22 protein-coding genes are annotated in these 26,209 nt (G+C 60.4%); all 22 read right to left on the bottom strand.

The window, feature by feature from the left end; genetic code table 11:
• Positions 1–59: 59 nt before the first annotated feature.
• Positions 60–1,145 carry an ATP-binding protein gene (locus ACQRCA_RS00520; RefSeq protein ID WP_427717475.1) on the bottom strand — a complete coding sequence of 362 codons (1,086 nt, stop codon included), beginning with the start codon at positions 1,143–1,145 and terminating at the stop codon, positions 60–62.
• Position 1,146: 1 nt separating this feature from the next.
• Positions 1,147–2,700, bottom strand: coding sequence for a ribonuclease Y (gene rny / locus ACQRCA_RS00525; RefSeq protein ID WP_154516337.1), 1,554 nt, complete (start codon positions 2,698–2,700; stop codon positions 1,147–1,149).
• Between the two features lie 256 nt (positions 2,701–2,956).
• The gene (locus ACQRCA_RS00530; RefSeq protein ID WP_154516334.1) at positions 2,957–3,649 is read right to left on the bottom strand and encodes a regulatory protein RecX; all 693 of its coding nucleotides are present in this window, start codon (positions 3,647–3,649) and stop codon (positions 2,957–2,959) included.
• Positions 3,650–3,660: 11 nt separating this feature from the next.
• Positions 3,661–4,809: a recombinase RecA gene (gene recA, locus ACQRCA_RS00535; RefSeq protein ID WP_154516331.1), complete on the bottom strand. Its 1,149-nt coding sequence runs from the start codon at positions 4,807–4,809 to the stop codon at positions 3,661–3,663.
• 257 nt (positions 4,810–5,066) lie between these two features.
• The gene (locus ACQRCA_RS00540; protein ID WP_427717479.1) at positions 5,067–5,582 is read right to left on the bottom strand and encodes a CinA family protein; all 516 of its coding nucleotides are present in this window, start codon (positions 5,580–5,582) and stop codon (positions 5,067–5,069) included.
• 27 nt (positions 5,583–5,609) lie between these two features.
• Positions 5,610–6,158 carry a CDP-diacylglycerol--glycerol-3-phosphate 3-phosphatidyltransferase gene (gene pgsA, locus ACQRCA_RS00545; RefSeq protein WP_427717592.1) on the bottom strand — a complete coding sequence of 183 codons (549 nt, stop codon included), beginning with the start codon at positions 6,156–6,158 and terminating at the stop codon, positions 5,610–5,612.
• A gap of 99 nt (positions 6,159–6,257) precedes the next feature.
• On the bottom strand, positions 6,258–7,607 hold the full coding sequence (gene rimO, locus ACQRCA_RS00550; protein WP_427717482.1) for a 30S ribosomal protein S12 methylthiotransferase RimO: 1,350 nt from the start codon (positions 7,605–7,607) through the stop codon (positions 6,258–6,260).
• Between the two features lie 26 nt (positions 7,608–7,633).
• Positions 7,634–8,131, bottom strand: coding sequence for a YajQ family cyclic di-GMP-binding protein (locus ACQRCA_RS00555; RefSeq protein ID WP_154516322.1), 498 nt, complete (start codon positions 8,129–8,131; stop codon positions 7,634–7,636).
• A 26-nt stretch (positions 8,132–8,157) separates the two neighbouring features.
• Complete coding sequence (locus ACQRCA_RS00560; protein WP_427717485.1) at positions 8,158–9,648, bottom strand: RodZ domain-containing protein; 1,491 nt, start codon at positions 9,646–9,648, stop codon at positions 8,158–8,160.
• The gene (locus tag ACQRCA_RS00565) at positions 9,648–12,431 is read right to left on the bottom strand and encodes a DNA translocase FtsK 4TM domain-containing protein (RefSeq protein ID WP_427717488.1); all 2,784 of its coding nucleotides are present in this window, start codon (positions 12,429–12,431) and stop codon (positions 9,648–9,650) included. The genes ACQRCA_RS00560 and ACQRCA_RS00565 overlap by 1 nt, the downstream gene beginning before the upstream one ends.
• 1 nt (position 12,432) lies before the next feature.
• Positions 12,433–14,103, bottom strand: coding sequence for a ribonuclease J (locus tag ACQRCA_RS00570; protein ID WP_117654800.1), 1,671 nt, complete (start codon positions 14,101–14,103; stop codon positions 12,433–12,435).
• A gap of 652 nt (positions 14,104–14,755) precedes the next feature.
• The gene (locus ACQRCA_RS00575) at positions 14,756–17,002 is read right to left on the bottom strand and encodes a polyribonucleotide nucleotidyltransferase (protein ID WP_427717491.1); all 2,247 of its coding nucleotides are present in this window, start codon (positions 17,000–17,002) and stop codon (positions 14,756–14,758) included.
• Positions 17,003–17,152: 150 nt separating this feature from the next.
• A complete protein-coding gene (rpsO, locus tag ACQRCA_RS00580; protein ID WP_154516313.1) occupies positions 17,153–17,431 on the bottom strand; it encodes a 30S ribosomal protein S15 in 279 nt (92 codons plus the stop codon).
• A gap of 138 nt (positions 17,432–17,569) precedes the next feature.
• Positions 17,570–18,319, bottom strand: coding sequence for a DNA repair protein RecO (recO, locus tag ACQRCA_RS00585; RefSeq protein ID WP_154516310.1), 750 nt, complete (start codon positions 18,317–18,319; stop codon positions 17,570–17,572).
• Positions 18,320–18,334: 15 nt separating this feature from the next.
• The gene (gene era / locus ACQRCA_RS00590) at positions 18,335–19,408 is read right to left on the bottom strand and encodes a GTPase Era (protein WP_427717496.1); all 1,074 of its coding nucleotides are present in this window, start codon (positions 19,406–19,408) and stop codon (positions 18,335–18,337) included.
• Between the two features lie 12 nt (positions 19,409–19,420).
• Positions 19,421–19,798 carry a diacylglycerol kinase family protein gene (locus ACQRCA_RS00595; protein ID WP_099431794.1) on the bottom strand — a complete coding sequence of 126 codons (378 nt, stop codon included), beginning with the start codon at positions 19,796–19,798 and terminating at the stop codon, positions 19,421–19,423.
• Positions 19,799–19,807: 9 nt separating this feature from the next.
• Positions 19,808–20,317, bottom strand: a complete 510-nt coding sequence (gene ybeY, locus ACQRCA_RS00600) for an rRNA maturation RNase YbeY (protein WP_427717500.1) — start codon at positions 20,315–20,317, stop codon at positions 19,808–19,810.
• Entirely contained in the window at positions 20,314–21,300 is a 987-nt protein-coding gene (locus ACQRCA_RS00605) for a PhoH family protein (RefSeq protein WP_427717503.1), read from the bottom strand. The genes ybeY and ACQRCA_RS00605 overlap by 4 nt, the downstream gene beginning before the upstream one ends.
• Complete coding sequence (locus tag ACQRCA_RS00610; protein WP_427717505.1) at positions 21,281–22,573, bottom strand: MiaB/RimO family radical SAM methylthiotransferase; 1,293 nt, start codon at positions 22,571–22,573, stop codon at positions 21,281–21,283. The genes ACQRCA_RS00605 and ACQRCA_RS00610 overlap by 20 nt, the downstream gene beginning before the upstream one ends.
• A gap of 9 nt (positions 22,574–22,582) precedes the next feature.
• Positions 22,583–23,731: a molecular chaperone DnaJ gene (dnaJ, locus tag ACQRCA_RS00615; protein WP_427717507.1), complete on the bottom strand. Its 1,149-nt coding sequence runs from the start codon at positions 23,729–23,731 to the stop codon at positions 22,583–22,585.
• Positions 23,732–23,812: 81 nt separating this feature from the next.
• Positions 23,813–24,916, bottom strand: a complete 1,104-nt coding sequence (locus ACQRCA_RS00620) for a DnaJ domain-containing protein (protein WP_427717509.1) — start codon at positions 24,914–24,916, stop codon at positions 23,813–23,815.
• A gap of 58 nt (positions 24,917–24,974) precedes the next feature.
• Positions 24,975–26,207 (bottom strand): radical SAM family heme chaperone HemW, encoded by a 1,233-nt coding sequence (gene hemW / locus ACQRCA_RS00625; protein ID WP_427717512.1) that lies wholly within the window; start codon positions 26,205–26,207, stop codon positions 24,975–24,977.
• Positions 26,208–26,209: the final 2 nt, after the last annotated feature.

Here is a 26,209-nt window from a genome sequence, read left to right on the forward strand (position 1 = left end):
TTTAAAAGTACGTTTTAACTGCAATAACTGTATCGTACCGAGCGGACTCGGTAAAGATGCTACTCCTCTTTGGCAAGATCGAACGTCACGGTGATGCGATCACGTGAAACGCGAATCTTAGGGTCGCCGCACAGATTGAGGTAATACCGGGCGGCGAGGTCATTGAAGTCGCGCTCGACAGCACGCGAAAACTGCGCCATGTCATCCTTGGCAATGCGAAGGCCTCGACGGTCCTTGGCAAGATCGACTGGAGCCGGCAAATGCGAGGTGGAATCGCGCTCGCGCAGCAGACGCGCACACACGCCGCGAACGGGCTTAATCTGTCCCGAAAGAATACGGTGAGCAGTACGCTCGGACATCTCGAGACCCAGCCCGGAGCAAATCCGGATAAAGTCCTCGGCATCCGAAGCGAGGCCCAAACGATCGATAACCGGAAGCTCACACTCGTCATCGATAAAGAGCAGGCGTGACGTATCGAGACGACTGGAAGCCTGGGCATACAGGGTCGCAGCGATCTCGGACGGAGAGCCCAGATACACGTCGCAGTCGCGCAGCTCCTCAAGGGCAAACTCGCAGGCTGCGCGAATGATGTTGTGAGGACCGCGAGCGCATACATAGCGGCCGTCTTCGTCTTTAACCGCCTGAGGCCAGCTCGACTGGTCGGCGCGCTCAGCCAAGCGATCGGTATCAACGCACACCTTAAACGCTGAGCCCAAATCGACGCCCGATGTAACAACGCGTGCCTCATCGGTGTTCTGCTTGATAGAGAACAGCGCCATACCACGACCGTGAACACCCCAACGGTCCATCTTCATGCTCTCGAGCTTGGAGGTGACACGGGCATCGAAGATACGCTCCTGCATATCCTGCGGCACACCCGAACCGTTATCCAGGAAAAGGAGGGTACGAACACCCTCCTCCTTGGTCGTGGCTAGATAGACCTTATCGGCTCCGGCATCGCGAGCATTACGCAGCATCTCGATGACAATGTCCTCTACATGCTGAATGTCATGCTTGGCCTGACGGCGCTCGGCCTCCGAAACGCGGAGGCGGACATACCCCTCGCCAAGGTTTTCCTCGACGCGAAGGTTGCCCTCCCCCGACATCGACGCGATAAATGAGATGAGCTCGTTCGCGTCGTTCATGTTATTTAGCGATATCGACGGCACGGCTCTCGCGAATCACGACAACGCGCACCTGACCGGGATACTCCATCTCTTCCTCGATCTGATGGGCGATATCGTGCGCAAGCACCGTGGACTGGGCATCGGAAATCTTGTCCGGCTGAACCATGACATGGACCTCGCGACCGGCCTGCATAGCATAGGTACGCTCGACGCCGTCATGAGAGTTGGCAATCTCCTCGAGCTTCTCAAGGCGCTTGATGTAGCTCTCGGCCGACTCGCGACGGGCGCCGGGACGAGAAGCGGAAACAGCATCGGCAGCCTGGACCAGAACGTCGAGCACCGTGTTGGGGTCGACATCGGCATGATGGGCCTCGATTGCGTGAACGATAACGGGCTTCTCGCCATAACGGCGGGCAAGCTCGGCACCAATCACAGCATGCGGACCCTCAACGTCGTGGTCGATGGCCTTGCCCAGGTCATGCAGAAGACCCGCGCGCTTGGCGGTCACAACATCCAGACCAAGCTCGGAGGCCATGATGCCGCACAGGTCGGAGACCTCAAGCGAGTGCTGTAGCACGTTCTGACCAAACGAGGTGCGGTAGCGCAGAGCGCCCAGGGTTTTGACGATCTCGGGATGCAGGTCGTGGATTCCGGTATCGAAGGCAGCCTGCTCGCCGGCTTCGAGCACACGCTGCTGAACCAAGTCAGCGGCCTTGTGATACATCTCCTCGATGCGGGCGGGGTGAATACGACCGTCGGCAATGAGGTTCTCGAGCGCCACGCGGGCGGTCTCACGACGGACCGGATCAAAGCTCGAAAGCACGACAGTCTCGGGGGTGTCGTCGATCACAAGGTTGACACCGGAAACCTGCTCGAAAGTACGGATGTTACGACCCTCGCGACCGATGATGCGGCCCTTAAGGTCATCGGAGGGAATATGAACGGACGTGACGGTGACCTCGGCGGTATGGTCGGCGGCACAGCGCTGGATCGCCAGGGAGAGAATCTCCTGAGCGGTCTTGTGGCACTCGGCGCGGACCTGTTGCTCGGACTCACGGATGATGGTGGCCGCCTCATGGGTAACCTCACCGCGGACCTTGTCGAGCAACTCCTTGTGAGCATCCTCGCGCGTAAGGTCGGCAATACGCTCGAGCTCGGAGGTCTGCTTGGCGCAAAGCTCCTCAAGTTCGCGAGAGCGCTTCTCGACCTGACCGGCCTGGCTGGACAGCTGATGCTCGCGCTTATCGAGCGCATCGTTGCGTCGGTCAAGCGATTCCTCGCGCTGCATCACGCGATTTTCGAGCGCGCGAATCTCGCTCTTACGCTGCTTGTCCTCGGCCTCGGCGGCCTGTTTGTTCTTGATGATTTCTTCCTTAGCCTCGAGCAGAGCCTCTTTTTTGAGGGTCTCGGCCTGACGCTTAGCATCACCGATCAGGGACTCTGCCTGCGCGTGTGCCGACTGAATCTTTTCTTCGGCCTCGTGAAGACTACCCTGCTTGGCGGTGCGCATGTAGGCAATGGCGACGATGGCACCCAAAACAATGCCAACGAGCGCTGCAATGATAGGCGGCATGCTCACTCCTTTTATGGATTCGTTACACAACAAAGCGAACCGTCCATACGAACGGCTCGCGACATTTGAGTAATATGGGCGCAGCTTATGCGGGTCGGATACAGATAAACATATAAACAAACTCATCGCAGATGAGCACATATCACAATGCAAATGACAGTAATTATCCTACGTTGAACCGCAACAACTGTCAAATTAACGCACCCAGCACGGCGCCTATCGAGCGGTGAACGGCAGGAGCGTAACGTGCGCATGCTTAAACGTCGCATTTCTCGCTTAAGGCATCGAGGCGCGCCTTAACGGCATCCGCGGCAATGTGATAGGAAAAGCCCTTGCCCATCAAAAATCTGACGAGCTTTTCGAATGCACGCGCCTCGGGAACGCGACGCTTAGCGAGCAAAGCCGATGCGCGAGCCAAGTCGTCATCCTCGGCAAAATAAGCCTCGGGATACCCTGGAATCTCATCAAGTGCAACATGGCGACGCTTGAGTTCAGTCTCGATTTTTCGCTGTCCCCAACCACGACGCTTACGCTCCTCGATAAAGTACGAGCAAAAGCGGTTCTCATCTAAAAAACGATACTCGATGGCACGATTGACGGCAAAGTCGATCGCGGGCTGACGAAAGCCATAGCGCGCCAACTTATCGCGCACCTCGCCCGTAGCATGATCACGACGCGAAAGCATCTCGGTCACCATGGTGAGCGCACATTTGCATTCGATAAGCTGTACCGCCTCGCGAAAGTCATCCCAGTCGCAGGGAAGATCGAGACGGTTCTGGACGTACACACGTGCCACACGCACGGGAATCCAAATGGACCGTTCAAAACCGCCCTCCAGATCGCAATCGATATGTGCACAGGGCTTTTTAGACGCATAGCCGCTCGAGAACGAGGAGGCCGTCTTCTTATCCGGAAAAACGACCCTAGCCTCGGTCACCGTATACGACATGTCGCCATCCGTTACTCGTCGTCATCGTCGAGCATCGCGGAGCCATCGATGGCATACAGCTCGTCAAACTCCTCGGGGGCGGGCTGATCGGTCAACTCAACCTCGGAGGGGGCATCATCGTCATACTCAAGACCGCAGGCAAGGCGAACCTTGTGCTCGATCTCGTCGGCGCAATCGGGATGCTCGCGCAGGAACGTCTTAGCGGCCTCGCGACCGTTGCCGAGTTTGTCCTCACCATAGGCAAACCAAGACCCCATCTTTTTGCATATGCCGCACTCGACAGCCATATCCAGAATCGAGCCCTCTTTAGAAATGCCGGTGCCATACATGATGTCAAATTCGGCCGAGCGGAACGGAGCAGCCACCTTGTTCTTAACGACCTTGGCGCGTACGCGATTGCCGATAACCTCGTCCTTGAGCTTGATGGTATCGATTTTGCGAATATCGATACGCACGGAAGAGAAAAACTTGAGTGCGCGGCCGCCTGTGGTGGTCTCGGGGTTGCCGAACATGACGCCGATCTTCTCGCGCAATTGGTTAATGAAGATGCAGGTTGTGTTGGACTTGGCAAGCGAGCCGGCGAGCTTGCGGAGCGCCTGACTCATCAAGCGAGCCTGCAGACCCACCGTCGTGTCACCGATCTCGCCCTCGATTTCGGCACGCGGAGTCAAAGCGGCAACAGAGTCGACGACGATGGCGTCGATGGCACCGGAACGCACAAGCATGTCAACGATCTCGAGCGCCTGTTCACCCGTATCGGGCTGGGAAATCAGTACCTCGTCGATATCGACGCCGATGCGCGCGGCGTAGGTGGGATCAAGCGCATGCTCAGCGTCGATAAACGCCACGACACCGCCCATGGCCTGCGCCTCTGCAAGAATCTCGAGCGAAAGCGTTGTCTTACCGGAGGACTCGGGGCCATAAATCTCAACGATACGGCCGCGCGGCACGCCGCCGATACCCAAGGCGGCATCGAGCGCCAGAGAGCCCGTCGGAATAGCCTCGACCTCGAGCTCGGGACCGCCGTCGCCATACCTCATAATAGAACCCTGGCCGAACTTCTTCTCGATCTCGGCCTTGGTAGTGGCGATCATCTCGTCGCGCTCTTTACCCGTCGTGCGCGTATGAACGGTACGTACGGGACCTGAATTCTTGGCCATGAATAGCCCTCCTCTTAACAACCTGAATCGATGATAAACGAACGGCTGTTCGTGGTCAACCGTTCAGGTTCATCATATGCACCCGTCCATTCCAAAACCCGACCAAACGCCGACCAATCACCGACCAAACGCTTGACCATGCCAATCGCAATTACGAGTGCTCGTACAAATTAAAGACATGTGCCAGCGCAAGCGCATTCCTTGCCAAAGGTCCCTATCTCCACAATTAAGGGGCCCTATGGCCCCTTAAAACATGTCTATTCCATGGAATTGAGCACGCGGACAATGCGTTCCAAAGCCTCAGCGACCGCATAGGCACGAACGCACGACCGATCACCCTCGTAGTGACAGCGCGCAGACTCAACGACCGTCGCTCCCCCATCGGCCGCACGATACGCCCAGCCGATATAGAACGTGCCGGCGGGGTCTTGCTCGGTACCGCCGCCGGGCCCAGCGTAGCCCGTTGCGCTCACGGCGACATCGCTCTGATAGAGGTCCAGCGAGCCCGCGGCCATCTCACGCGCCGTCTGATGCGACACGGCGCTAAACCGATCGAGCGTTTCCTGCTCGACGCCGAGCACGCGATGTTTGATCTCATCGCAGTAGGTCACCGCACCGCCACGAAGCACCGCCGAGGCACCCGGGATATCGGCAATCGTCGAGGCGATCATGCCCGCCGTCAGCGACTCCGCCGTCGACACCGTTACGCCACGGGCACTCGCGCGCTCGACAATATCGCGCGCCAGCTCCTCGTTGTTTGCGGCGATCTGCAAATAAGACTCCGTCATACCCACCAGGACCTAGACCGAAAAGACGATCTTACGGCAGTTCCAGAAGTACTGGGCACCCGAGATAATGGTCAAAATGACGGCGATGGCGTACAGGAAGCGCGACACCGAATAGACACCGAGCAGCAGCGACGCCGGTCCCAGCTGAAGACCGGCCATCGCAAAGACGCACAGATAGCCACAGATGGAGACCATCGTGGTCGCCGTCTTGTACTTGCCGAGCTTATCGGCGGCAACGACCACACCGGCAGCACTCGCGACCATGCGAAGTGCGCTCACCAACAGCTCGCGAAACAGGATAATGAACACGGACCACACGGTCACCGCGCCAAAATCCAAGAACAGCAGCAAGGCCGAGAACACCAGCAACTTGTCGGCGATGGGGTCCAAGAACTTGCCGAAATCGGTGATCTCGTTGCGTGAGCGCGCCAGATAGCCGTCGACCTTATCGGTGCACGACAGGATCACATACAGAATGAAGGCAGCGGCGGCGAGCGGGCCGTCGAAGGTGCTCCAGTCCGTACCGGCAACGCTCGCGTGAGACAGGGCCGAGACGATCATGAACACCGGAATAAAGACGATGCGAACGCACGTCACGATGTTGGCGGGCGTCCAAACGCTCGTCAGTTCCTTATTGCTCTCGTTTGCCACGACGCTCTCCTACTCCACAACATGGCCGATAAGCTCATAGCAGAAGCTATCGGTAAACTCGACGGTCAAAATATCGCCCACGGACGCCTCGCTGGCGTCCAGATGCACCGCGCCATCGGAATCGGGCGCCTGGAACCAGGCATGACCGATCAGCTCGGCGCCGTCCTCGGTCTCCTCGATACCGTCGACGATTACCTGGGCGCGCTCGCCCACATGGGCTGCTGTGGCGGCAAAACCCAGCGACTCGGCCAGATCCATGGCCTCCTGGGCGCGCTCAAGCTTGACCTCCTCATCGACCTGGCCCTCCATATTGGCGGCCAGGCTGCCCTCCTCCCGCGAGTAGGCAAAGACGCTCGTATAGTCAAAGCCGACGGTGTCCATAAAGTCGATAAGATCACGGAACTCGTCGTCGGTCTCGGTCGGAAAGCCGACCATGGCCGTGGAACGAATCACGATGCCGGGGATACGATCACGAAGATCGCGGAACAGCTCCTCGAGCTCCTGACGCGAACCGGAGCGACGCATGGCCTTGAGGATGCGCGCGTCGCAGTGCTGCACGGGGATATCGATATAGGGCAATACCTCAGGCGTATCGCGAATCGTCTCGATAAGCTCGTCGGTCATGCCCTCGGGCTGCAGATAGAGCACGCGAACCCAGACGTTGTGCGGGCGTACAGCCTCGGCGACGGCGCGCAGCAGCTGCGCCAGATTGCGCGGTGAGGCCTCAGCGGCGTCCTCATCGGCAAAGTCGGTGCCCCAAATGCCCGTGTCCTGGCCGATCAGCACGATCTCGCGCACACCGCCGGCAACCAGGTCGCGCACCTCAGAGATAATGCTTTCGGCATTGCGCGAATGATAGCGACCGCGAATGTAGGGAATCATGCAGAAGCTGCAAAAACGATTGCAGCCATCGGAGATCTTGACGTAGGCGACAGCACCCTCGACGGTACGCTTGACCTGCGGGATATAGGCAGCGATTTCACGCTCCACACCAAGAACGCCATCGATGACAGAGACGATACCGTCTTCCTCATCGGCCTTCACAAATGCCGCGACCTCGGGCAGCTCGTCGGGCAGGTCGTCGCCGTAACGAGATGGCACGCAACCGCACATGACAATGGGGCAGGAGCGAACGCCGTCCTGCACCTCGCTAGCGAGCTCGAGCGTGGTCTCGATGCTCTCAGACGTCGCCGAGGTAAGAAACGAGCACGTATTGACAATGGCGATATCGGCATCCTGAGGATCGAATGCCTCCTCGTAGCCCGCAGCGGTCAGCAGCGAACGCATGCGGTCGGTATCGACCTCGTTCTTGGCGCAGCCAAGCGTGATATAGAGTACGGAACCCAACGGAGTATCCATGTTGGAGAGCGGTCCTTTCGAGTAAATTAGCGGTAGTTGGTAAACTGCAGCGGCTGGCCGTAGTCCTGGTCGCGCAGGAACTGAATCACCGTCTGTAAAGCGTCCTTAGAAGCCGAGGAAACGCGCAGCTTATCGGCCTCGATGGTCACCTTGACCTTAAGCTTTTGATCCTTGATGTCTTTATTGATCTTCTTTGCGGTCGCCTGGTCGATGCCCTCGACGATATGACCGAGCACGCGCACGGTACCGCCCGAAGCCGCCTGCGGGGTGTCCCAAGAGACAGCCTTGAGGTCGATACCGCGCTTGATGAGCTTGGAGCTCAAAACATCGATGATCTGCTTGGAGACAAAATCGGCCGGAGCGTTAATCGTAAAGAGCTTGTCGCCCTTCGAAAGCTCGATGGTGGCGCCGGAGTCTTTAAGGTCATAGCGCTGGGAAATCTCGCGGGCGGTCTGCTGGAAGGCGTTATCGACCTCCTGCATGTTAACCTCGGACACAACGTCAAAGCTGGAATCTTTAGCCATGGTTCTTCCTTTCGGTACGGGGAGCCTTAGTAGCTGTCGTACGAATAGTCATCTGAATCGTTCACTGTCTGGCCGTCGGATGCCGTGTCGGTGCCGACGGTAGACTGGACATCGGTGCCGTCGGCATTATCGGTACCGCCGGCATTATCGCCGTTCGCGGAGTCAGCGGTCTCCTTCTTGGGAACGGTAATGGTCACGCGCGCCACACCCGATGTCTTGGTGTCATAGCGAACCTTTTCACCATTCTTGGTGACCGTGACATCGGAGGGCTTGGACGTGGTGATCTCTATCGAGGACTCGGGCGTGTACTCCTGCTCAAAAGGACCGGTCGCTTGAGCGCCATAGACCGATTTACCGTCGACCTTGACCTCGATCCAGGCGGTCTTGCCCTTGGCAACAGAGACCTTGACCTTGGTGACCTCGTCCTCTTCCTTTTCCACCGTCGCCTTGGCGGCATCGGAACCGGCCGCATCCGTCGCCTCGTCGGCGTCTTCATCCTCGTCAGTGGATTCGGTCTTCTTGGAAGATTTCTTTGTCGTCGTCTTGGTAGCCACGGGTGTCTCGGGCGTCGACTCGGGTGCAGCAGAGCCGCAACCACGCAGGAGTACCACGATGAGCAAAATCAACAGCAGCATCACGGCACCGATGCCGACGTAAATAATGCGCGGATCGATCGTGTTGTATTGAGAGGCGCGCCCAACGCCGCGTCCGTGATTGGAGCTACCACGACCATTACCCTGCGGTATGCGGCCGCGACCGCTATCGGGACGACCACGATAGCTACTCTGGCGCTGCGAACCCCGCTGGCCCGGACGCGGCGCAAGCTCGCCACGGCCCTGATAGCCGCGCTGACCAGAGCGAGGCGCCGAAGAGCGCTGCCCATAGGGCTGGGATTGCGAACGGAGGCGCGGCGTCACCTGCGTGGTATCGGCGTCAGAATAGCCATCGCGGGAACGCCCGGCGGATACTCCGCGATAGCTACGACCGGAGTATCCGCCGTCGCCGTAACCGGCGCGAGGATCGCGACTCAACCCACGAGCGGCGGGAAGCGCACGGTCATCTGGCAGGGGCGTACTGCGAAAACGATCTCGCTGAGAACGAATTTCCTCGCTGGAGCCCGTCTCGGTGATATAGCCCGCCTGCGGAGGGCGCTGGCCGTACCGTGTCGTACGACCACCCTGAACCATCAAAAAACGACCGTTATCGACCGAAGAACGCGAGTTAACGTAGCCGGCAGCATCCTGAAAACGACCGCCCTGCTGCGAGGTATCGCGTTCATATGCCATGAGGTCGTCAAAATAAGCGTTGACGACCTCGCGCGGGTTAAGCCCCAAAAAGCGAGCGTAGCTCGATATCATGCCCTGCGCATAGCCACGCGGGGGCATCGATGCAAAGTTACCAGTCTCGAAAAACTCGATGATCTGCGGCCTGATTTTGATGGTGTTGGCGACCTGCTGGATGGAAAGGCCCATCCGGCGACGCTGCTCGAGCAGCATGTCACCAAAGCGTGCAGCCATCAGAATCCTCCAAACTCACGATCTTCACGTACCATCTCGGCGTCGACAGACTCCAGCGCGGCAAGCCCTTCGTCATCCAGCAGGACCTCGCGCGGCTTGGAACCGTCGGGCGGGCCGACGACGCCCTTTTCTTCCAGCATGTCCATAATACGCCCGGCGCGCGCATAGCCAACCTTGAGGCGGCGTTGCAGGCCAGATGTGGAGCCCAGCTGCGATTCCACCACAATATGAGCGGCCTCCCAGATAAGCGGGTCGTCATCCTGCGGCTCGGCAACGCCCGTGCGGACAATACCGCCGCCACCAGCCATGGACATGGAAGCAGGCGCCACGGCAGACAGAATCTCCTCGTGGTAGTCGGGCTCGCTTTGCGACTTAACGAACTCGACGATCTCGTTGATCTCGTCATCCGAGACAAAACAGCCCTGGATACGGCGGGGCTTGCCCCAGTCGACCTTGGAGAACAGCATGTCGCCCAAACCGGTGAGCTTTTCGGCGCCCATCTGGTCGATAATGACGCGGGAATCGATACCCGTGGCCACGTTAAAGGCGATACGATTGGTGATGTTGGCCTTAATGAGGCCCGTCACCACGTTGGAGCTGGGGCGCTGCGTAGCCACGATAAGGTGAATACCGGCGGCACGGCCCAGCTGGGCGATACGAACGATCGAGGCCTCGACATCCTTGCCGGCAACCATCATCAGGTCCGATAGCTCGTCGATGATAATGACCAGATAGGGCATCTTTTGCGGCGGGTTATCGTAGTGTTCGAACTCGCCGGCGGCCTGCTTTTCGTTATACGTCGAGATCTTGCGAACGTTGAGGCGCTCGAAGACCTTCAGGCGACGCTCCATCTCGGAAACAGCCCATTGCAAGGCACTCGCAGCCTGCTTGGGTTCGGTCACCACGGGCACATAGAGATGGGGCAGGCCGTTATAGCCGGCAAGCTCAACGCGCTTGGGGTCGACCATGATCAAGCGAACGTCCTCGGGAAGCGCGCGCATGAGCAGGGTCGTGATGATGGAGTTGATCATGACCGACTTACCGGAACCGGTGGTACCGGCAATAAGCAGGTGGGGCATCTTGGCGAGGTCGGCGACAACCGGCGTACCCTCGGCATCGCGGCCGATGGCCAGCTCGAGCGGACCGCCCTTCACATAGGGAAGCACGTCGCCCAGGTTAACGTTCTGGCGCTTGCGATTGGGAATCTCGATACCCACAAGCGAGGTGCCGGGAATCGGCGCAAAGATACGCACCGACTGGGCGGCAAGCGAAAGCGCGATATCGTCCTCGAGGCTCGAAATCTTGCTCACGCGCTCGCCCTCGCCGGGCTGCAGCTTAAAGGTCGTCACCGTGGGACCGGCAATCCAGCCGACGACGCGAGCGCTACGGCCAAACTCCAACAACGTGGACTGCAGCGACTCGGCCGTCTGCTCCAACTCCTTGTCAGAAGACGCGGCGGACGCCGACTGCGGGTTGGCGTGCAGGATTTCGAGCGGCGGGAGTTTGAGGCCATCCTCTTGCTCGCCCTCGACATCGGCAGCAGTGCCGTCGGCTCCCCCATCGCCGGCTGCAACAGGAGCAGCGGAAGCCGTAGGGGTGGGGGCATCGGCAACCTTGGGGTGTTTCAGGAAATCGGGGATCTGCGGGGCAGCAGATACGGGGTTCACGGCAAACGGCGGCTCGGACTCGTCGACCTTGTCCGGGTCGTCTTCCATCGAAAGCTGTCCGGTGACCTGTCCGCGCCTGTCTTGGCGACGCGGCAGCAAAGTTGTCTTGGCGGTATCGAGCGGACACTCGTCACCCTCGTCATCGCCCTCGGTGAGTTCGATTTCGCTATCGGACCAAGACGGGTCGGGCTCACTCGTGTTGAGCTTAGGCGCGGACTTGCCATGCTTGGCATGGCGACGCGGCAGCAGCGTGGTCTTGGCGCGCTCGGCCTCCACAGCCTCGGACACGTCGACAAACGGATCATCGTCCCCGTCGTCATCGTCCAAAACCGGGTCCGCATCATTGCCCATGACCGTGGTCACGGCCATATCGGAGCCCTTCTGACGAAGAATGCTCAGGTGCGGACGGGCGACGCCGGGAACCGACAGGGCCTCTTCGTCGCCCCACGGGCTCGCATTGACATCGGCACGACGACGCTCGGCAAAATCGGCAGCGCGATTGCGCGCAGAGCGCAAAACGCCACCCACCGAAAAGCCGATGATGACAAAGCCAACGACGGCCAAACCCAACAGGACCACCATCGCGATAGGTTTACCCAGGGCATTCTGCAGCGCACTCGCAATAAACGCACCGATGTAGCCACCCGAGGCGGACAGGTTTTGCGGCACAAACATGAGGTCGCACGAATCGCTCGTGCCCGGCACCATCAACGAAAGAATGGAGACGACGGCGATAAAGACAACGGCGCCACCCGCGACCGAGCGAATGTTGAGCGGAGAGTCCTCACCCAAAAAGAGCGTGGCGGCAAACAGCAGAATGACGATTGGCAGCACGTAGGCGCCCAGGCCAAAGCCAAGATGGTAGAAACCGGCAACCGCTGCCGTCACGGGTGCCGTTGCCGGAGAAATCACGGCAATGAAAGACGCAATCGCCAAAACGGCAATGACCACGCCGGCGATATCGCGGTTGGCCGAAGGCTCGACCAGGGGCTCAACATCGTCGAACTCGGCCTCGTGGCCCTTATTGGCACGAAGATGGGAACCGGCACCCTTAGCAGATGCCGGTTGGTTGTTGGCTTTATTGCCTTTGGCGTTTTGTGCAGATCCGCGCGCCAAACTAAACCTCCATGACGACCGGGATGATCATCGGACGGGTGCGCGTACGGCTCCAAATGAAGTTGGAGAGCGAATCGCGCACGGCCTTGCGAATGGCATCGGAGCCGCTGCTCGTAAAGCTAAACTTACCCTTTTCGATTGTCTTCATGATGGATGCGGAGGCATCCTCGGAGAACTGGTCATCGATGGCAAAGGAGACGCCGCGGCCCGAGAACTCGATGGCCTCGATCTTCTTGTGCTTGAGCGAGACGATGGCGACGGCTGTGACCATACCGTCATTGGCAAGCTTCTGACGATCGCGCAGGACGATGGGGTCGGTATCACCGATGCGCAGGCCGTCGACGTAGACGACGCCGGATTCGACGGGCGTGCCGCGCTTGACAATACCACCGCGCATCTCGAGCGTGTCACCGTTATCGAGGATAAAGATGTGATCATCCTTAATACCCATCTTACGGGCAAGCTGGGCATGGGCTCGCAGGTGCACGGCCTCGCCGTGAACCGGCATAAAGTAGGTGGGCTTGGCCATGGCCATCAGAAGCTTGAGCTCCTCCTGGCTACCGTGACCCGAGACATGGACGAGGGCACGGTTCTTGTCCCACACGTCGCAGCCAAGCTTGGCCAGGCTGTTGACGACCTGCTGGACGGCCTTCTCGTTGCCGGGAACAGGCGTAGCGGACAGGATGACGGTATCGCCCTCGTGGATGGAGAGCGTCTTGTGCTCGCCGTTGGCCATACGGGACAGCGCCGACAGCGGCTCGCCCTGAGAGCCGGTGCACATGACGACAATCTTGTCGTCAGGCAGGTTATCGATATCGAAGGCATCGATGATATCGGCATCGTCGATGTTGAGGTAGCCCAGCTCGCGCGCCACGCGGGTGTTGGTGAGCATGGAACGTCCGGTCACGACGACCTTGCGGCCGCACTTGCGGGCGGCGTCGCAAATCTGCTGCAGGCGATGGATATGGCTCGAGAACGACGCGACGAACACGCGGCCCGGGGCATTCTTGATGGCGTGCAGCAAGTTGGGGCCGACTTCGGCCTCGGACTTGGTAAAGCCCGGAACCGTGGCGTTGGTGGAGTCGGAAAGCAACAGGTCGATGCCCTGCTTGGCAAAGCGACTGATGGCGGCATAATCGGGCGTGACGCCATCGATGGGCGTCTGGTCGAGCTTAAAGTCGCCCGTGTGCATAACGGTGCCCTGGTTGGTGCGAATGAATACGCCCAAAGCGCCCGGAATTGAGTGCGTCATAGAGAAGAAGTCGAGCGAAATGCCACCAAGATTGACATGGCTACCGCCCTTGACCTCGCGGAACTTGGGCGCGCGGATGCGGAACTCGGAAAGCTTGCCCTCGATGAAACCAAGCGTCAGCTTGCTCGAGAAGATGGGCACCTTGTTGTTGAGGTCCTGCAGCAGGTACGGAAGCGAACCGGTATGGTCCTCGTGGCCGTGGGTGACGATGATGCCGCGGAGCTTCTCCTCGTTCTCCAGAACATAGGTGTAGTCGGGAAGCACCAAATCGATACCGGGCTGGGAATCGTCGGGGAACATGAGGCCGGCGTCGACGAGCACCATGTCGTCGCCGCACTCGAAGACCGTCATATTCTTGCCGATGCCGTCAAGGCCTCCGAGCGGAATGATCTTCAAGGGAGATGATTTTTTAGCTGCCATAGGTTCGTGCGGTTTCCTTTCTTCGAAACGGGTCTGGAACAACCGACGGGGCGCTTCTGGCAAACCGACCGCCGGGAACGTACAAACATGCATCACGGAGTCGATGCAGTAACCGCATTATGATACCCATTTGCCCACCAACAGACCACCCATGCATCAAAGCCCCATCCAAACCGGTCTATCCCGCCGGTCTGGGGCCATCGGGGGCCGGGGCGGGTTAAGTTTGCTGCTCTACAGTCCTGCGCAAGACGGAAAGCACATTAAGTGCTTTCCTTTGCGTGCGGAACTCGCGACAAACTTAACCCGCCCCGGCCCCCGATGGCACCAGACCTGCCAAAAAGGGACAGGTTTATTTTGGTCGGTTTTATCTGGGGTAATGCCGCACATGCGATTATCTAAAGATCTGAATTCAGATAACTGAATAGACTATCTGACAAAATCGAAACCAGCACCCACCAGCCCTTTTGCTATTCCCGGCGGGGGCCGCGGGTAAAGTTTATCGCGAGTTCCGCACGAGCCGGAGAGCACTTAATGTGCTCTCCGTGCGAGCAGGACTGTAGAGCAGGAAACTTTACCCGCGGCCCCCGCCGGGAATAGCAAAAGGGCGACCCCTGTCCGGAGTCGCCCTTGTTGAGCTGCTTATGTGTAGCTGTTACTCGGCGTCGTGGTGACGGCGGGGCTTGCGGCCTCCGTTGTCGCCGGGACGGCGCGGACGGTCGCTGCGCTCGGAGCGCTCGCGACGCGGACGCTCACGGCGCTGGAAGTGCTCACCGTCGCCCTCGGAGGCACCCTCGGCACGAGCCGGAGCCTCGGGCTTATCCAGACGATCGAGCGAGATCTTGCCGCGATCGTCGACCTCGATGACGACGACCTTAACCTCGTCGCCCACGTTGAGGACGTCCTCGACCTTCTCCACGCGGCCCTTGGCGACGCGGGAAATGTGCAGCAGACCGTCCTTACCGGGCAGCAGGTTGACAAAGGCGCCAAAGGGCTGGATGGAGACCACGCGACCGGTGTACTCCTCGCCCGGCTCGGGAACCTTGATGATGAGCTTGATGCGCTCGACAGCCTGGTCGACGGACTCGCCGGTGCCGCCGACAAAGACAGTGCCGTCCTCCTGGATGTCGACCAAAGCACCGGTCTCGTCTTGGATGCCGCGGATGACCTTGCCGCCGGAACCGATGACGTCGCGGATCTTGTCGGTCGGAACCTGGATGGAGACGATGCGCGGAGCGGTGCTGCGCGTGGTGTGGCGCGGCTCGGGGATCACATCGAGCATCTTCTGCAGGATGAAGGCACGACCCTCCTTGGCCTGCTGCAGGGCGCGGGCCAGGATGTCGAAGGTAAGGCCGGTGGCCTTGTTGTCCATCTGCAGAGCGGTAATGCCCTCGGTGGTGCCGGTGACCTTAAAGTCCATATCGCCCAGGAAGTCCTCGAGACCCTGGATGTCGGACAGGACCACGGTCTTGCCCTCCTCCTGGATCAGGCCCATGGCGATACCGGAGACCGGGCGCTTAATGGGCACGCCGCCGTCCATAAGGGCGAGCGTGGAGCCGCAGGTCGAAGCCATCGAAGAGGAGCCGTTGGACTCCATGACCTCGGAGACCACGCGGATGGCGTAGGGGAACTCGTTCTCGTCGGGGAGCACCGGAAGCAGGGCGCGCTCGGCCAGGTTGCCGTGGCCGATCTCGCGACGCTTGGGGCTACCCATGCGGCCGGTCTCGCCGGTGCAGAACGGCGGGAAGTTGTAGTGGTGCATGTAGCGCTTGCCCTCGGTGGGCTCGATGGTATCCAGACGCTGGCCCTCGTTGAGCATGCCGAGCGACAGGACGGAGAGCACCTGGGTCTGGCCGCGCTGGAACAGGCCGGAGCCGTGAACGAGCGGCAGGTAGTTGTCCTTCACCATAATGGGGCGAATCTCATCGGCGGCACGGCCGTCGACGCGCTCACCGGTCTCGACGACCATGGTGCGCATGGCCTTCTTCTCGAGCTTCTTGAGTGCCACGGGGATCTCGCGCTCCCAAGCGGCCTGCTCCTCCTCGGTGAACTCGGCACGGATGGACTCCTTCAGAGCCTCGACCTTGCCGATACGGGACAGCTTGTCGGCGTCGCGAAGGGCGGCTGCCATCTCGTCGTAGTGGGCGAAGATGCGCTCCTGGACCTCCTCGACGGGCTGGTCGAGCGGGTACTCCTTCTTGACGATAGCGCCGTTGACCTGCTCCCACTCGGCAACAAACTCGTCCTGAGCCCGGCAGAAGGCAGCGAGGGCCTCCTGGCCAAACTTCATGGCGGCGAGCATATCGTCCTCGGAGATCTCATCGGCGCCGGCCTCGACCATCGAGATGAAGTCGGCAGAGCCGCCCAGCTCCAGGTCCAGATCGGAGTTCTCGCGCTCCTCATAGGTGGGGTTGACGATAAACTCGCCGGTCTCCACGTTGCGGCCGATGCGCACACACGCAAGCGGGCCCTCGAAGGGCACGCCGCCGAGCGTCATGGCCAGGGAGGCACCCATGACGTTGATGACGTCGAAGGGGTTGACCTGGTCGGCGACGAGCGAGGTGGCGACGATGTGCACCTCGTTGCGGAAGCCGTCCGGGAAGCTCGGGCGAATAGGACGGTCGATCATGCGGGCCGTGAGCGTGGCCTTCTCGCTGGGACGGCCCTCGCGCTTGAGGTAGCCACCCGGAATACGGCCGGCAGCGTACATCTTCTCGTTGAAGTCGACGGTCAGCGGAAAGAAGTCGTAGTTCTTGCGCTCCTTGGAGACGACCACGGTGTCGAGCATCGTGGTGTCGCCCTGCTTGACCAGACAAGCGCCGGTGGCCTGCTTGGCAAGCTCGCCCGACTCAAAGGTGTAGGTCTTGCCGTACAGCTCAAAGGTCTTGGATACGAGTGTCATTGTTCTCCTTTACCCCGCAGGCCCCTTGCCAGCGGGCTTCTCATGTGACGCGGGCCCCCTGCCCCCGCCACGCTTCAGAGCGTGATTGTTCACGCCCTTACACAAAAAGAGCGCCCCGCTGCGCAGGACGCTCTTAGCATGTACAAATCCTTACTGGATGTTGTCGCGGATGCCCAGAGCCTTGATGAGCTCACGATACTCGACGACGTCGTTCTTCTTGATGTAGGAGAGAAGACGACGACGGCGACCGACGAGCATGAGCAGACCACGACGGGTGTGGAAGTCCTTCTGGTGGGACTTCATGTGCTCGGTCAGCTCCTTGATGCGCTCGGTCAGGATGGCGACCTGAACCTTGGGGTTGCCGGTGTCGACCGGGGTGTTACCGAACTGGGCAGTCAGCTCCGCCTTGCGCTCTTTGGAAACAGTCATTGTTTCACCTTTCGTTTCGCGTCGCCCACGGGCGACTCTATTCGCCTCGGACTGGGAAGCCGCCGGTGGAGCGAGCATCCAAGGTCGAGGTACCAACAGGTCGGTATGTTACCACAAGCGGACCGCGTATGCCCATCATCACCGACCCAACATGAATTCCATCGCGCGAAGACGCTGATCGGTGTGCGTCGCAGCCCAAACATGCGAAAGCCCCAGCAAAAAGGCGGCAGTATGGGGATCGACCCTCTCGGCCATGAGCGCATCGAAGGTCATGGACATGAGGGCGCGCAGCCATGCGACCTCGCCGGTCGACACCAGCTCGGCACCCGGAACGCTCGACGCGCACGACCCGCACATGAGCCCGCCCGCCTGGGGCGAAAAATACGACAGCATGGGGTCTCCGCACAGTACGCAGGCCGAAAAATCGGGTCGATAGCCAACGTGCGACAGCAGCTTAAAGACATATGCCGCCACAAGCAGGTCCATATGTGCCGTGTCGAGCCTGCTGCCCACCAGGGCAAGTGCTCGCTGCGTAATGGCAAAGGTAAACGGGTCCTCGGCGTCCTCGAACGAGCACACGCGCGCGACCTCGGCGATCGCGCTTGCGGCGCAGGTCGTCTCGTAATCGGGCGCGGCGCCGAGCGGCGCCTCCATAAGCTCGGCCTGGGAAACCACGTCGAGTGACCGTCCGTGCGCGAGCAGCATATCGACGGTACAGAACAGCTCGCAGCGCGCCGCCAGGCGCCCGCCGGGTTTGCGCGCGCCCTTTGCCACGGCACGGACCTGCCGACCCCGCTCATCAAGCATCGTCAAGATCAGATCGGTCTCCTTGAGCTTGGTCTTATCGAGGACGAGTACCTTTGTGCGATATGTCCGTGAGCCTGCCATGAGCGCCGCGCGCCCTTAGTCCTCGGCGTTGTAGCCAAAACGGCGAATCTGGGCCTCGTCGTCACGCCAGCCGGCCTTTACCTTCACGTCCAGCTCCAAAAAGACCTGCGTGCCAAAGATGCGCTCAAGATCGCGACGGGCGTCGATGCCGATATGCTTGATCATCTCGCCGCCCTTACCGATGATGATGCCCTTTTGGCCCTCGCGCTCAACGTAAATAGTGGCATGCACGCGCAGCACCTTCTTGGTCTGCTCGAGCGCATCGCAGATTACGCCAACGGAGTGCGGAATCTCATCACGGGTGCGGCGCAAGACCTTCTCGCGCACAAACTCGGCAACGAGCGTCTCGTCGGAAGCGTCGGTACCCATGTCCTCGGGGAACCAACGCGGGCCCTCGGGCAAAAAGTGCGCAACGGTCTCGATGAAGGCATCGACGTTAAAGTTCTTGACCGACGACGTCACGATCTCATCGTCATATTCCATGAGCTCGTGGGCGGCCTTAAGCTGCTCCATGACCTGTGCGGGATCGGCCTCATCGGCCTTGGTGAGCACCAGGACCTTCTTGGAACGGGCGCATCTGACGCGCTCGGCAACCCAGGCGTCTCCCCTGCCGATCGGTTTGGTGGCATCAATCAAAAACGCGACGACATCGACATCGTTTAGCTCGAACAACGCACTCTTGTTGAGCTCGGTCCCCAAACCGTCCTTGGGCTTGTGGATACCCGGAGTATCGACAAAAACCAGCTGGTAGCCAGGGCGATTGACGACGGCGCGCATGCGACGGCGGGTCGTCTGGGCCACCGGCGAGGTGATGGCGACCTTTTTGCCATAGCAGGCGTTGAGCAGCGTGGACTTACCGGCGTTGGGGCGGCCGACCAGGGCCACGAAGCCGCTGCGGAAACCGGGCTCAACGTCGCCAAAGCCCGCGAGGCTGTCGTCCTCGTCGCACAGGGCGTCGAGCTCCTCGTCACTCATGCCCTCAAACGGGTCGAACTCCTCGACCTCGCAAGCCTCAGTCGCTTCGGCATCCACAGCATCCAGGGGCTCGTCGTCCAGCGTTTCATCGATAGGCTGCATATTGTCGGACATGAAGATCCCTTTCTAAATAAAGCCGAGCGCGTGGGCAAATACCAACAAGCCCACAATCGCGGCGGTGATGGAAAGAACGTATACGGAGGCGGCGGCGATATCCTTTGCACGCTTTGCCAGCGGATGGAGTTCCTGGGTCGCCAAATCGACAATCGCCTCCATGGCGGTGTTGCACAGCTCGCCGTGAATCACCAGGCCGCAGCAAATGATTATCGTAGCCCACTCGGCAATGTCGAGCCCCACGATGCAGCCGGCAATGACAGTGCACACACCCGCCACGAGCATGACCTTAATGTTACGCTCGGTCTTGACGGCGGTAACGAAGCCCTCCATGGCGTAGGAGAACGACTTTAAAAAGGACGGATGGTCCTTGTTCGATCCGGGAATCATAGACGGCTCCTAGTCGTGGGCATGGTTGGTGATGGGGCCGACGTGAACCAGCTTGGGGTCCTCGCCGCGCTCGAGCGCCAGATCGCGCAGGATGGCGTCCTCGCGGGCCTCCATGACCTCGGCCTCGTCGTCCTCGATATGATCGTAGCCCAGTAAATGCAACATGCCATGCACGAGCATCAGGCGGCACTCATCGGCAGGGCTATTGCCAAAGCCGGGGGCCTGACGGGCAATGACCTGCGGGGCCAAGATGATATCGCCGAGCTCGAGCGTCTCGTCGGCTGGGATATCCTCGTCAAAGGCCGAGTCGCATTCAAACGAGAGGACATCGGTGGTACGGTCGATACCGCGCCACTCGTGGTTGAGCTCGTGCATCTCATCCTCATCGACATACGAAAGGGAAATCTCGACTTTTCGCTCAACGCCCTCGGCAGCAAGCACGACCTCGCAGATATGCTCTACCTCCTGCGCGTCAAGCAGCGTATCGAGCTCGGCATCGTTGCTGATCAATACACTCAACGGGACTCCTTTCGGTCGCGCACGCGTTTCTCGCGCACGTCATCATAAGCATCATATGCCTCGACGATTCGCCCCACCAAGGCGTGACGCACCACGTCGGCACGCTCGAGGTGCGAAAACGCGACATCGTCGACACGACCCAAAATCTGCTCAACGTCGGCAAGACCGCCGCGACGACCTACCAAGTCACGCTGGCTCAGGTCACCGGTAATCACAAACTTGGAGTTAAAGCCCAAGCGCGTCAGGAACATCTTCATCTGCTCGGGCGTGGTATTTTGAGCCTCGTCGAGCACCACGAAGGCATCGCTCAGCGTACGACCGCGCATGTAGGCAAGCGGGGCGATCTCGATCACGCCACGCTCCATAAGCTCATCGGTGCGCTCGCGATCCATCATGTCAAAAAGGGCGTCGTAGAGCGGACGCATGTAGGGATCGATCTTTTCCTCGAGGGTACCGGGCAAAAAGCCCAAGTTCTCCCCCGCCTCGACAACCGGACGCGTCAAGATCAGACGGCCCACCTCGTGACGCTTGAGCGCGGCAACGGCAAGCGCCATGGCCAGATAGGTCTTACCGGTACCGGCAGGACCCAAGCCAAACGTGATGGTATGCGAGCGGATAGCATCCACATAGCGCTTTTGACCGAGCGTCTTGGGGCGAATGGCACGACCGCGATACGAAAGCAGCACGTCATCGCGAAGCGACGTAGCCCCGTACTCACCGTCGCGCAAGACGGCCAGGCAGCGAGAGACATCGTCGACAGACAGCGTCCGTCCGGCGGCAACCTCGCGAAAAGCATGCTCGAAAAAGCGCGCCACGAGCTCGACCTCGTCCGGGTCACCGCACACGGCGATACTGTCGCCACGGGCGACCACGTGGGCGCGAACCAAGCTCTCGAGCGCACGAAGGACGCCGTCGCCGGCACCCAAAACGCGCGAGGGATCAATTCCATCGGGAACGGTAAGTCTAATCTTCGAGGCTTCCATGAACCTCCCTGCGTGCATGGACCAAGCCGGAATCATCGACTCCGATGATAGCAACATCGAGCAGGCACGGGACTGTGAGTCCGCAGGTATCGTCAAGACGGGCATGATGGAACGAACCGAGCGTCAGGTTGTCGCCATACTCGAGCACGGCACGCTCGACGGTGCCCACGCGACGGCGGGCGTCGGCAATGGCGAGTTCCTGCGCCGCGGCTCGCATACGACGGCTGCGCTCAGCCATAACCTCGGGCGGCACCTGGTCGGGCATGTCGGCAGCAAGGGTACCGGGACGCTTGCTATAGCGGAAGACATGCATGCGCGAAAAGCCCACGCGACGGCACAACGCCAGCGACTCCTCAAATTCCTCGTCCGTCTCGCCGGGAAAACCGACGATGACGTCGCACGAAAGGGACGCCTGAGGCAAGTTGGCGCGAATCATACGAACCGTCTCCTCAAATGCCTCGGCGCTATAGGGACGGCCCATGCGATGCAGGGTCGCCGTGCAGCCAGACTGCACGGGCAGGTGCAAAAACGGGGCGATGCGCTGCGGATAGCGCGCCATGACCTTAAGCAGGGGCTCGGAGATATCCATGGGCTCGACCGAGGAAATGCGCACATGAGGAATAGACGTACGCTCCATGATTGACTCGAGCAGCTCATCGATCTCGACGTGTTCGTCGGTCGCACTCTTGCCATCGTAGGCGCCCAGGTTCACGCCCGTCAGCACCACCTCGGGCACGCCGGCCTCCTGAGCCTCACGAACTTGTTCGAGCACAGACTCGACCGGCACGGAGCGCTCGGGGCCGCGGGCCTTCCACACAATGCAATAGGTGCAACGATGGTTGCAGCCGTCCTGGATCTTCACACCCAGACGCGAGCGACCGAGCGCGTCGACCACGTCGCCGTCGCTACAGGCGGCCACACTATCGGTCTCAACGCCCAGCACCTCGCAGACGCGTTCGGCGACATCGATCTTAGACGGTTCCGCGATCACGCGGTCCGAAAGCTCCAGAAGCTCCTCGGGGTGCAAATTGACAACGCACCCGGTCACGACCACATAGGGCTCTTTTGGATGAGCCAGCGCATGGCGGACGGCCTTACGGGTCTTGGCCTCGGCCTCGCCCGTAACGGCACAGGTGTTAATGACGATCAGCTCCGCATCCTGAGGCTCCACCATTGCAAAACCCAGGCGCATAAGATCGGCAGTGATACGGTCGGACTCAACCCGGTTGACACGGCAGCCGAGGTTGACAACAGAGATATGAGGTGCGAGCACGCGGGCTCCTTAATCGAGGATGTCGTCGAGAGCGCTCTTAATGCGATCGGTCACCGATTTCTTGCCGGAAGCGACATCGTCGCCCGACTCGGCGGCGAAAGCCTCGAGCAGCTCGCGCTGCTTAGCGGAAAGGTTCGAGGGGACGAGCACGCGCAGCTGAACGATCAAGCGTCCACGCGAGCCGCCACCGCCGATACGGGGCATACCGTAGTTGTTGACACTCACGGTATCGCCGTACTGCGTACCGGCGGGGACGCACACCTTGACGACCTCGTCGGGCAAAATGCCCTCAACCTTAATCTCGCAGCCGAGCGCAGCCTGCGCAATCGAGATATCGCTCACGAGGTACAGGTCGTCGCCGTTGCGTTTAAAACGCTCGTGATCGGCGACGCGCACGTTGACGATCAGGTCGCCCGAGGGCTCACCACGAAGGCCTGCCTCGCCAAAGCCGCACACGCGCAGCTGGCGACCGGTCGAGACGCCGGCGGGGATATCGATGTCGATCTTTTCGTGCGAAGGCGTGCGGCCCTGACCGTCGCAGGTCTCGCAGGGATGGTCGATGACCGTGCCTTCGCCATGGCAGTCGGGGCAGGGCGAAGAGGACTGAACTTGACCCAGGAACGAGCGCTGGACCGTCGTGACATAGCCCGTGCCGTGGCAACGGCTGCACTGCTTTTCGGCCGCACCCTCCGCCCTACCGGTGCCATTGCAATCATCACAGGGGGCAAGGCGGTCATAGCTGATCGTCTTTTTGCAACCGAGCGCCGCCTCCTCAAGGGTCACCGAAAGGGAGATGGCCATATCGCGGCCGCGACGACGCTCGCGGCGATTTCGGGCGCCACCGCCGGCACCGCCGCCAAAGAACGACGAAAAGAGGTCGTCCATGCCCATGCCGCCAAAGATATCATTAATGTCGACATAGCCGGAGCCACCGGGGCCGTCGGGCGAACCGTAGCGATCGTAGTTTGCACGCTTCTGCTCGTCGGAAAGAACGGAATATGCCTCGTTGAGCTCTTTGAACTTGGCCTCGGCATCGGGGTCGTCCGAAACGTCCGGGTGTACGATACGGGCCTTCTTTAGAAACGCGCGCTTAATCGTCCGCGCGTCGGCATCCTTGTCGACGCCAAGTACCTCGTAGTAATCCCTATTTTCCGACACGACCGAATCCTTCCGACTTTCATTATTGTCACAGTGCGTCCTATACCCAAGCTGGGCCGACCGCAAACAAAGGGTTTGATGTTATTGCATTGCGTAGGGCGAAAGCATGGCACGTTGCGAGCAGCTCGCAAACCAAACCGACACGAGAGCAAACATAAATCCGTTGGCAAAACCGTTGGCAAACTGCATCGCGCCGCGCTTCCACCACAGCAGGCTGCGGTGAAGCACGCCGTCCGAGAGCACCATGAACAAGCCCATGGCAAACGGAACAAAGCACATCATGGCAAAGGCCGAGAACACGCCCGAGATGGCCGACAGCACCAAAAAAGGCGCCACGATGCCCATCAGGTAAAAACCGGTACGAGCCTTGCCCTCCAGGCGTTCGGCCTCGACATGGGCGCGCCCGACCAAATCGCCGCCCGAGGCACCGTTGGTGCCGGCGTGACCCATGCCGTCAATATGGACCTCGTCGCCATCATGCGTGCCGGCAGGAAACTCAATCGTCTGCTCGGAGGTCACACGGGTCCGTCCGCTGCCACCGCAATCGGGGCAGGGGTCGGCGACGACCTTACCGGAACCGCCGCACTCGGGGCAGACCGACTGGAACGTGCCGGCACCAAACAGGAAGGACAGGTCGACGTCAATGTGGCCGCGACCGCCGCAGCTCGGACAGGTATGTGCATGCTCGGACGAGACAGAGCCCGAGCCTCCGCAATGACCACAGGTATCGAAGCGCGTATAGCGGACGGTCTTGCGGGCACCGCCCTTGGCCTCCTTGGCGTCGAGCTTAATATCGACGACCACGTTGGCGCCGTTCTCGGGATTATAGGCAGCCTGGCTGCGACGCTGCTGGCCCCAGGCGCCACCAAAGGGAAAGCCGCCCTCAAAGGGATTGCCATAGCCTGCGCTGCCGGCGTAGCCGCCGCCATAGGGCGAAGCAGAAGGAGCGCCGGCGAAGGGATTGCCCGAGCGCATGGCATCATAGCGCGCACGCTTCTGCTCGTCCGAAAGCACGGCATAGGCCTCGGAAACCTCTTTAAACTTTTCCTCGGCATCCGGCTCTTTGTTGACGTCCGGATGGAGCTTGCGGGCCTTTTGCTGAAAGGCCTTCTGTATATCACGCGAGGTGGCGTCCTTGGAGACACCCAAGATCTCGTAGTAATCTTTTTCGTTCATCGTCGCCATGCGCGGCAACCTCCTGCTCACAGCAGCGTATATATTGCGGTAATTCTACCCGAGCGGCCTAAGCTAGACCCCAAAACAGCTCGAACAGCATATTTCCATCGAGCCAGCCCAAGTGGGTGGGCGCTAAACGGGCGCGGGCGCGACCTGCTACAACATCTTTTGAGGTGATGCGCCCCGCATGCCCCTCGACATCATCGGGTACCCAGGTGGCAAGGCCCAACTCGAGCGCACGGTCGCAGGACGCCGCCAGCTCGTCTGCAGGAATCACGCTTGCCGAGCGAACCAACAGGTCGGGCCCAATGCCACGCGTCATGCGGCAGGCAAGCATCAAATCCTCCGCCGCCGCCTCGCGCTGCGACAGATACTCGGCATCAAACGTCGTCGCGGCATCGTCGCGTTGTACCAGACGCACGCGATACGCATCGCCGCGAGCGGGCACGTCGGGATAAAGCCCGGCCAAGCGATCGAAATCCTCGGCGTCGAACATGCCCGCGGCAGAGCGACCCAGGCCCAGATAGCCCCGTCCGGTCCAATAGGCGATGTTATGCGAGCACTCATGTCCGTCGAGTGCATAGCTTGCCACCTCATACGGGTGATAGCCGGCCGCACCCAGACGCTCGCGCGCCGCTTCCATGCACGCAGCCTGAAAATCCTCGTCGGGCTCGAGCGACTCGTCGTAACACGCCATGCGGTAGAGCGGCGTGCCTTCCTCGAGCGTGAGCGGGTACACCGACACATGTTGCGGCGCCGCTGCCAACACGCCATCGAGCGTGCACTTCCAACTCGCTGCGGTCTGCCCGGGAAGGCCGCACATAAGGTCGCACGACACATCGAGTCCAGCGTCCTTAACCGTCGTGATGGCAGCGAGCGCCCGATCGGCATCGTGAATGCGGCCGATGGCAGTGAGTTCGGTGTTATCGAGCGTTTGCACACCCAGAGAGACACGTGTGACACCAACCTTGGCAAGCGCAGCGGCAAGCTCGGCGGTCAGCGACTCAGGATTAGCCTCGCAGGTAAACTCAACGGGCTTGCACCACATGCAAATACGCCGGGCAAGCTCCACCAGACGCTCTCCCGCCAGCGACGGTGTGCCGCCGCCAACATAGACGGTGCGGACTTGAGCAAGCGCCCCGGTGTCTCCAAAGGCATCAAGGCGCGCATACAGCTGCTCAAAATAGGCATCGAGCGCAGCGCTCAGGTCGCACGGAGCAAAACTGCGTGAGTCAAAGTCGCAGTACCGACACTTTTGAGCGCAAAACGGCACATGCACGTACAGCGCGGTAACGGCCACCG

Source organism: Collinsella sp. SGI.095, assembly GCF_050314535.1.
Classification (GTDB): Bacteria; Actinomycetota; Coriobacteriia; order Coriobacteriales; family Coriobacteriaceae; genus Collinsella.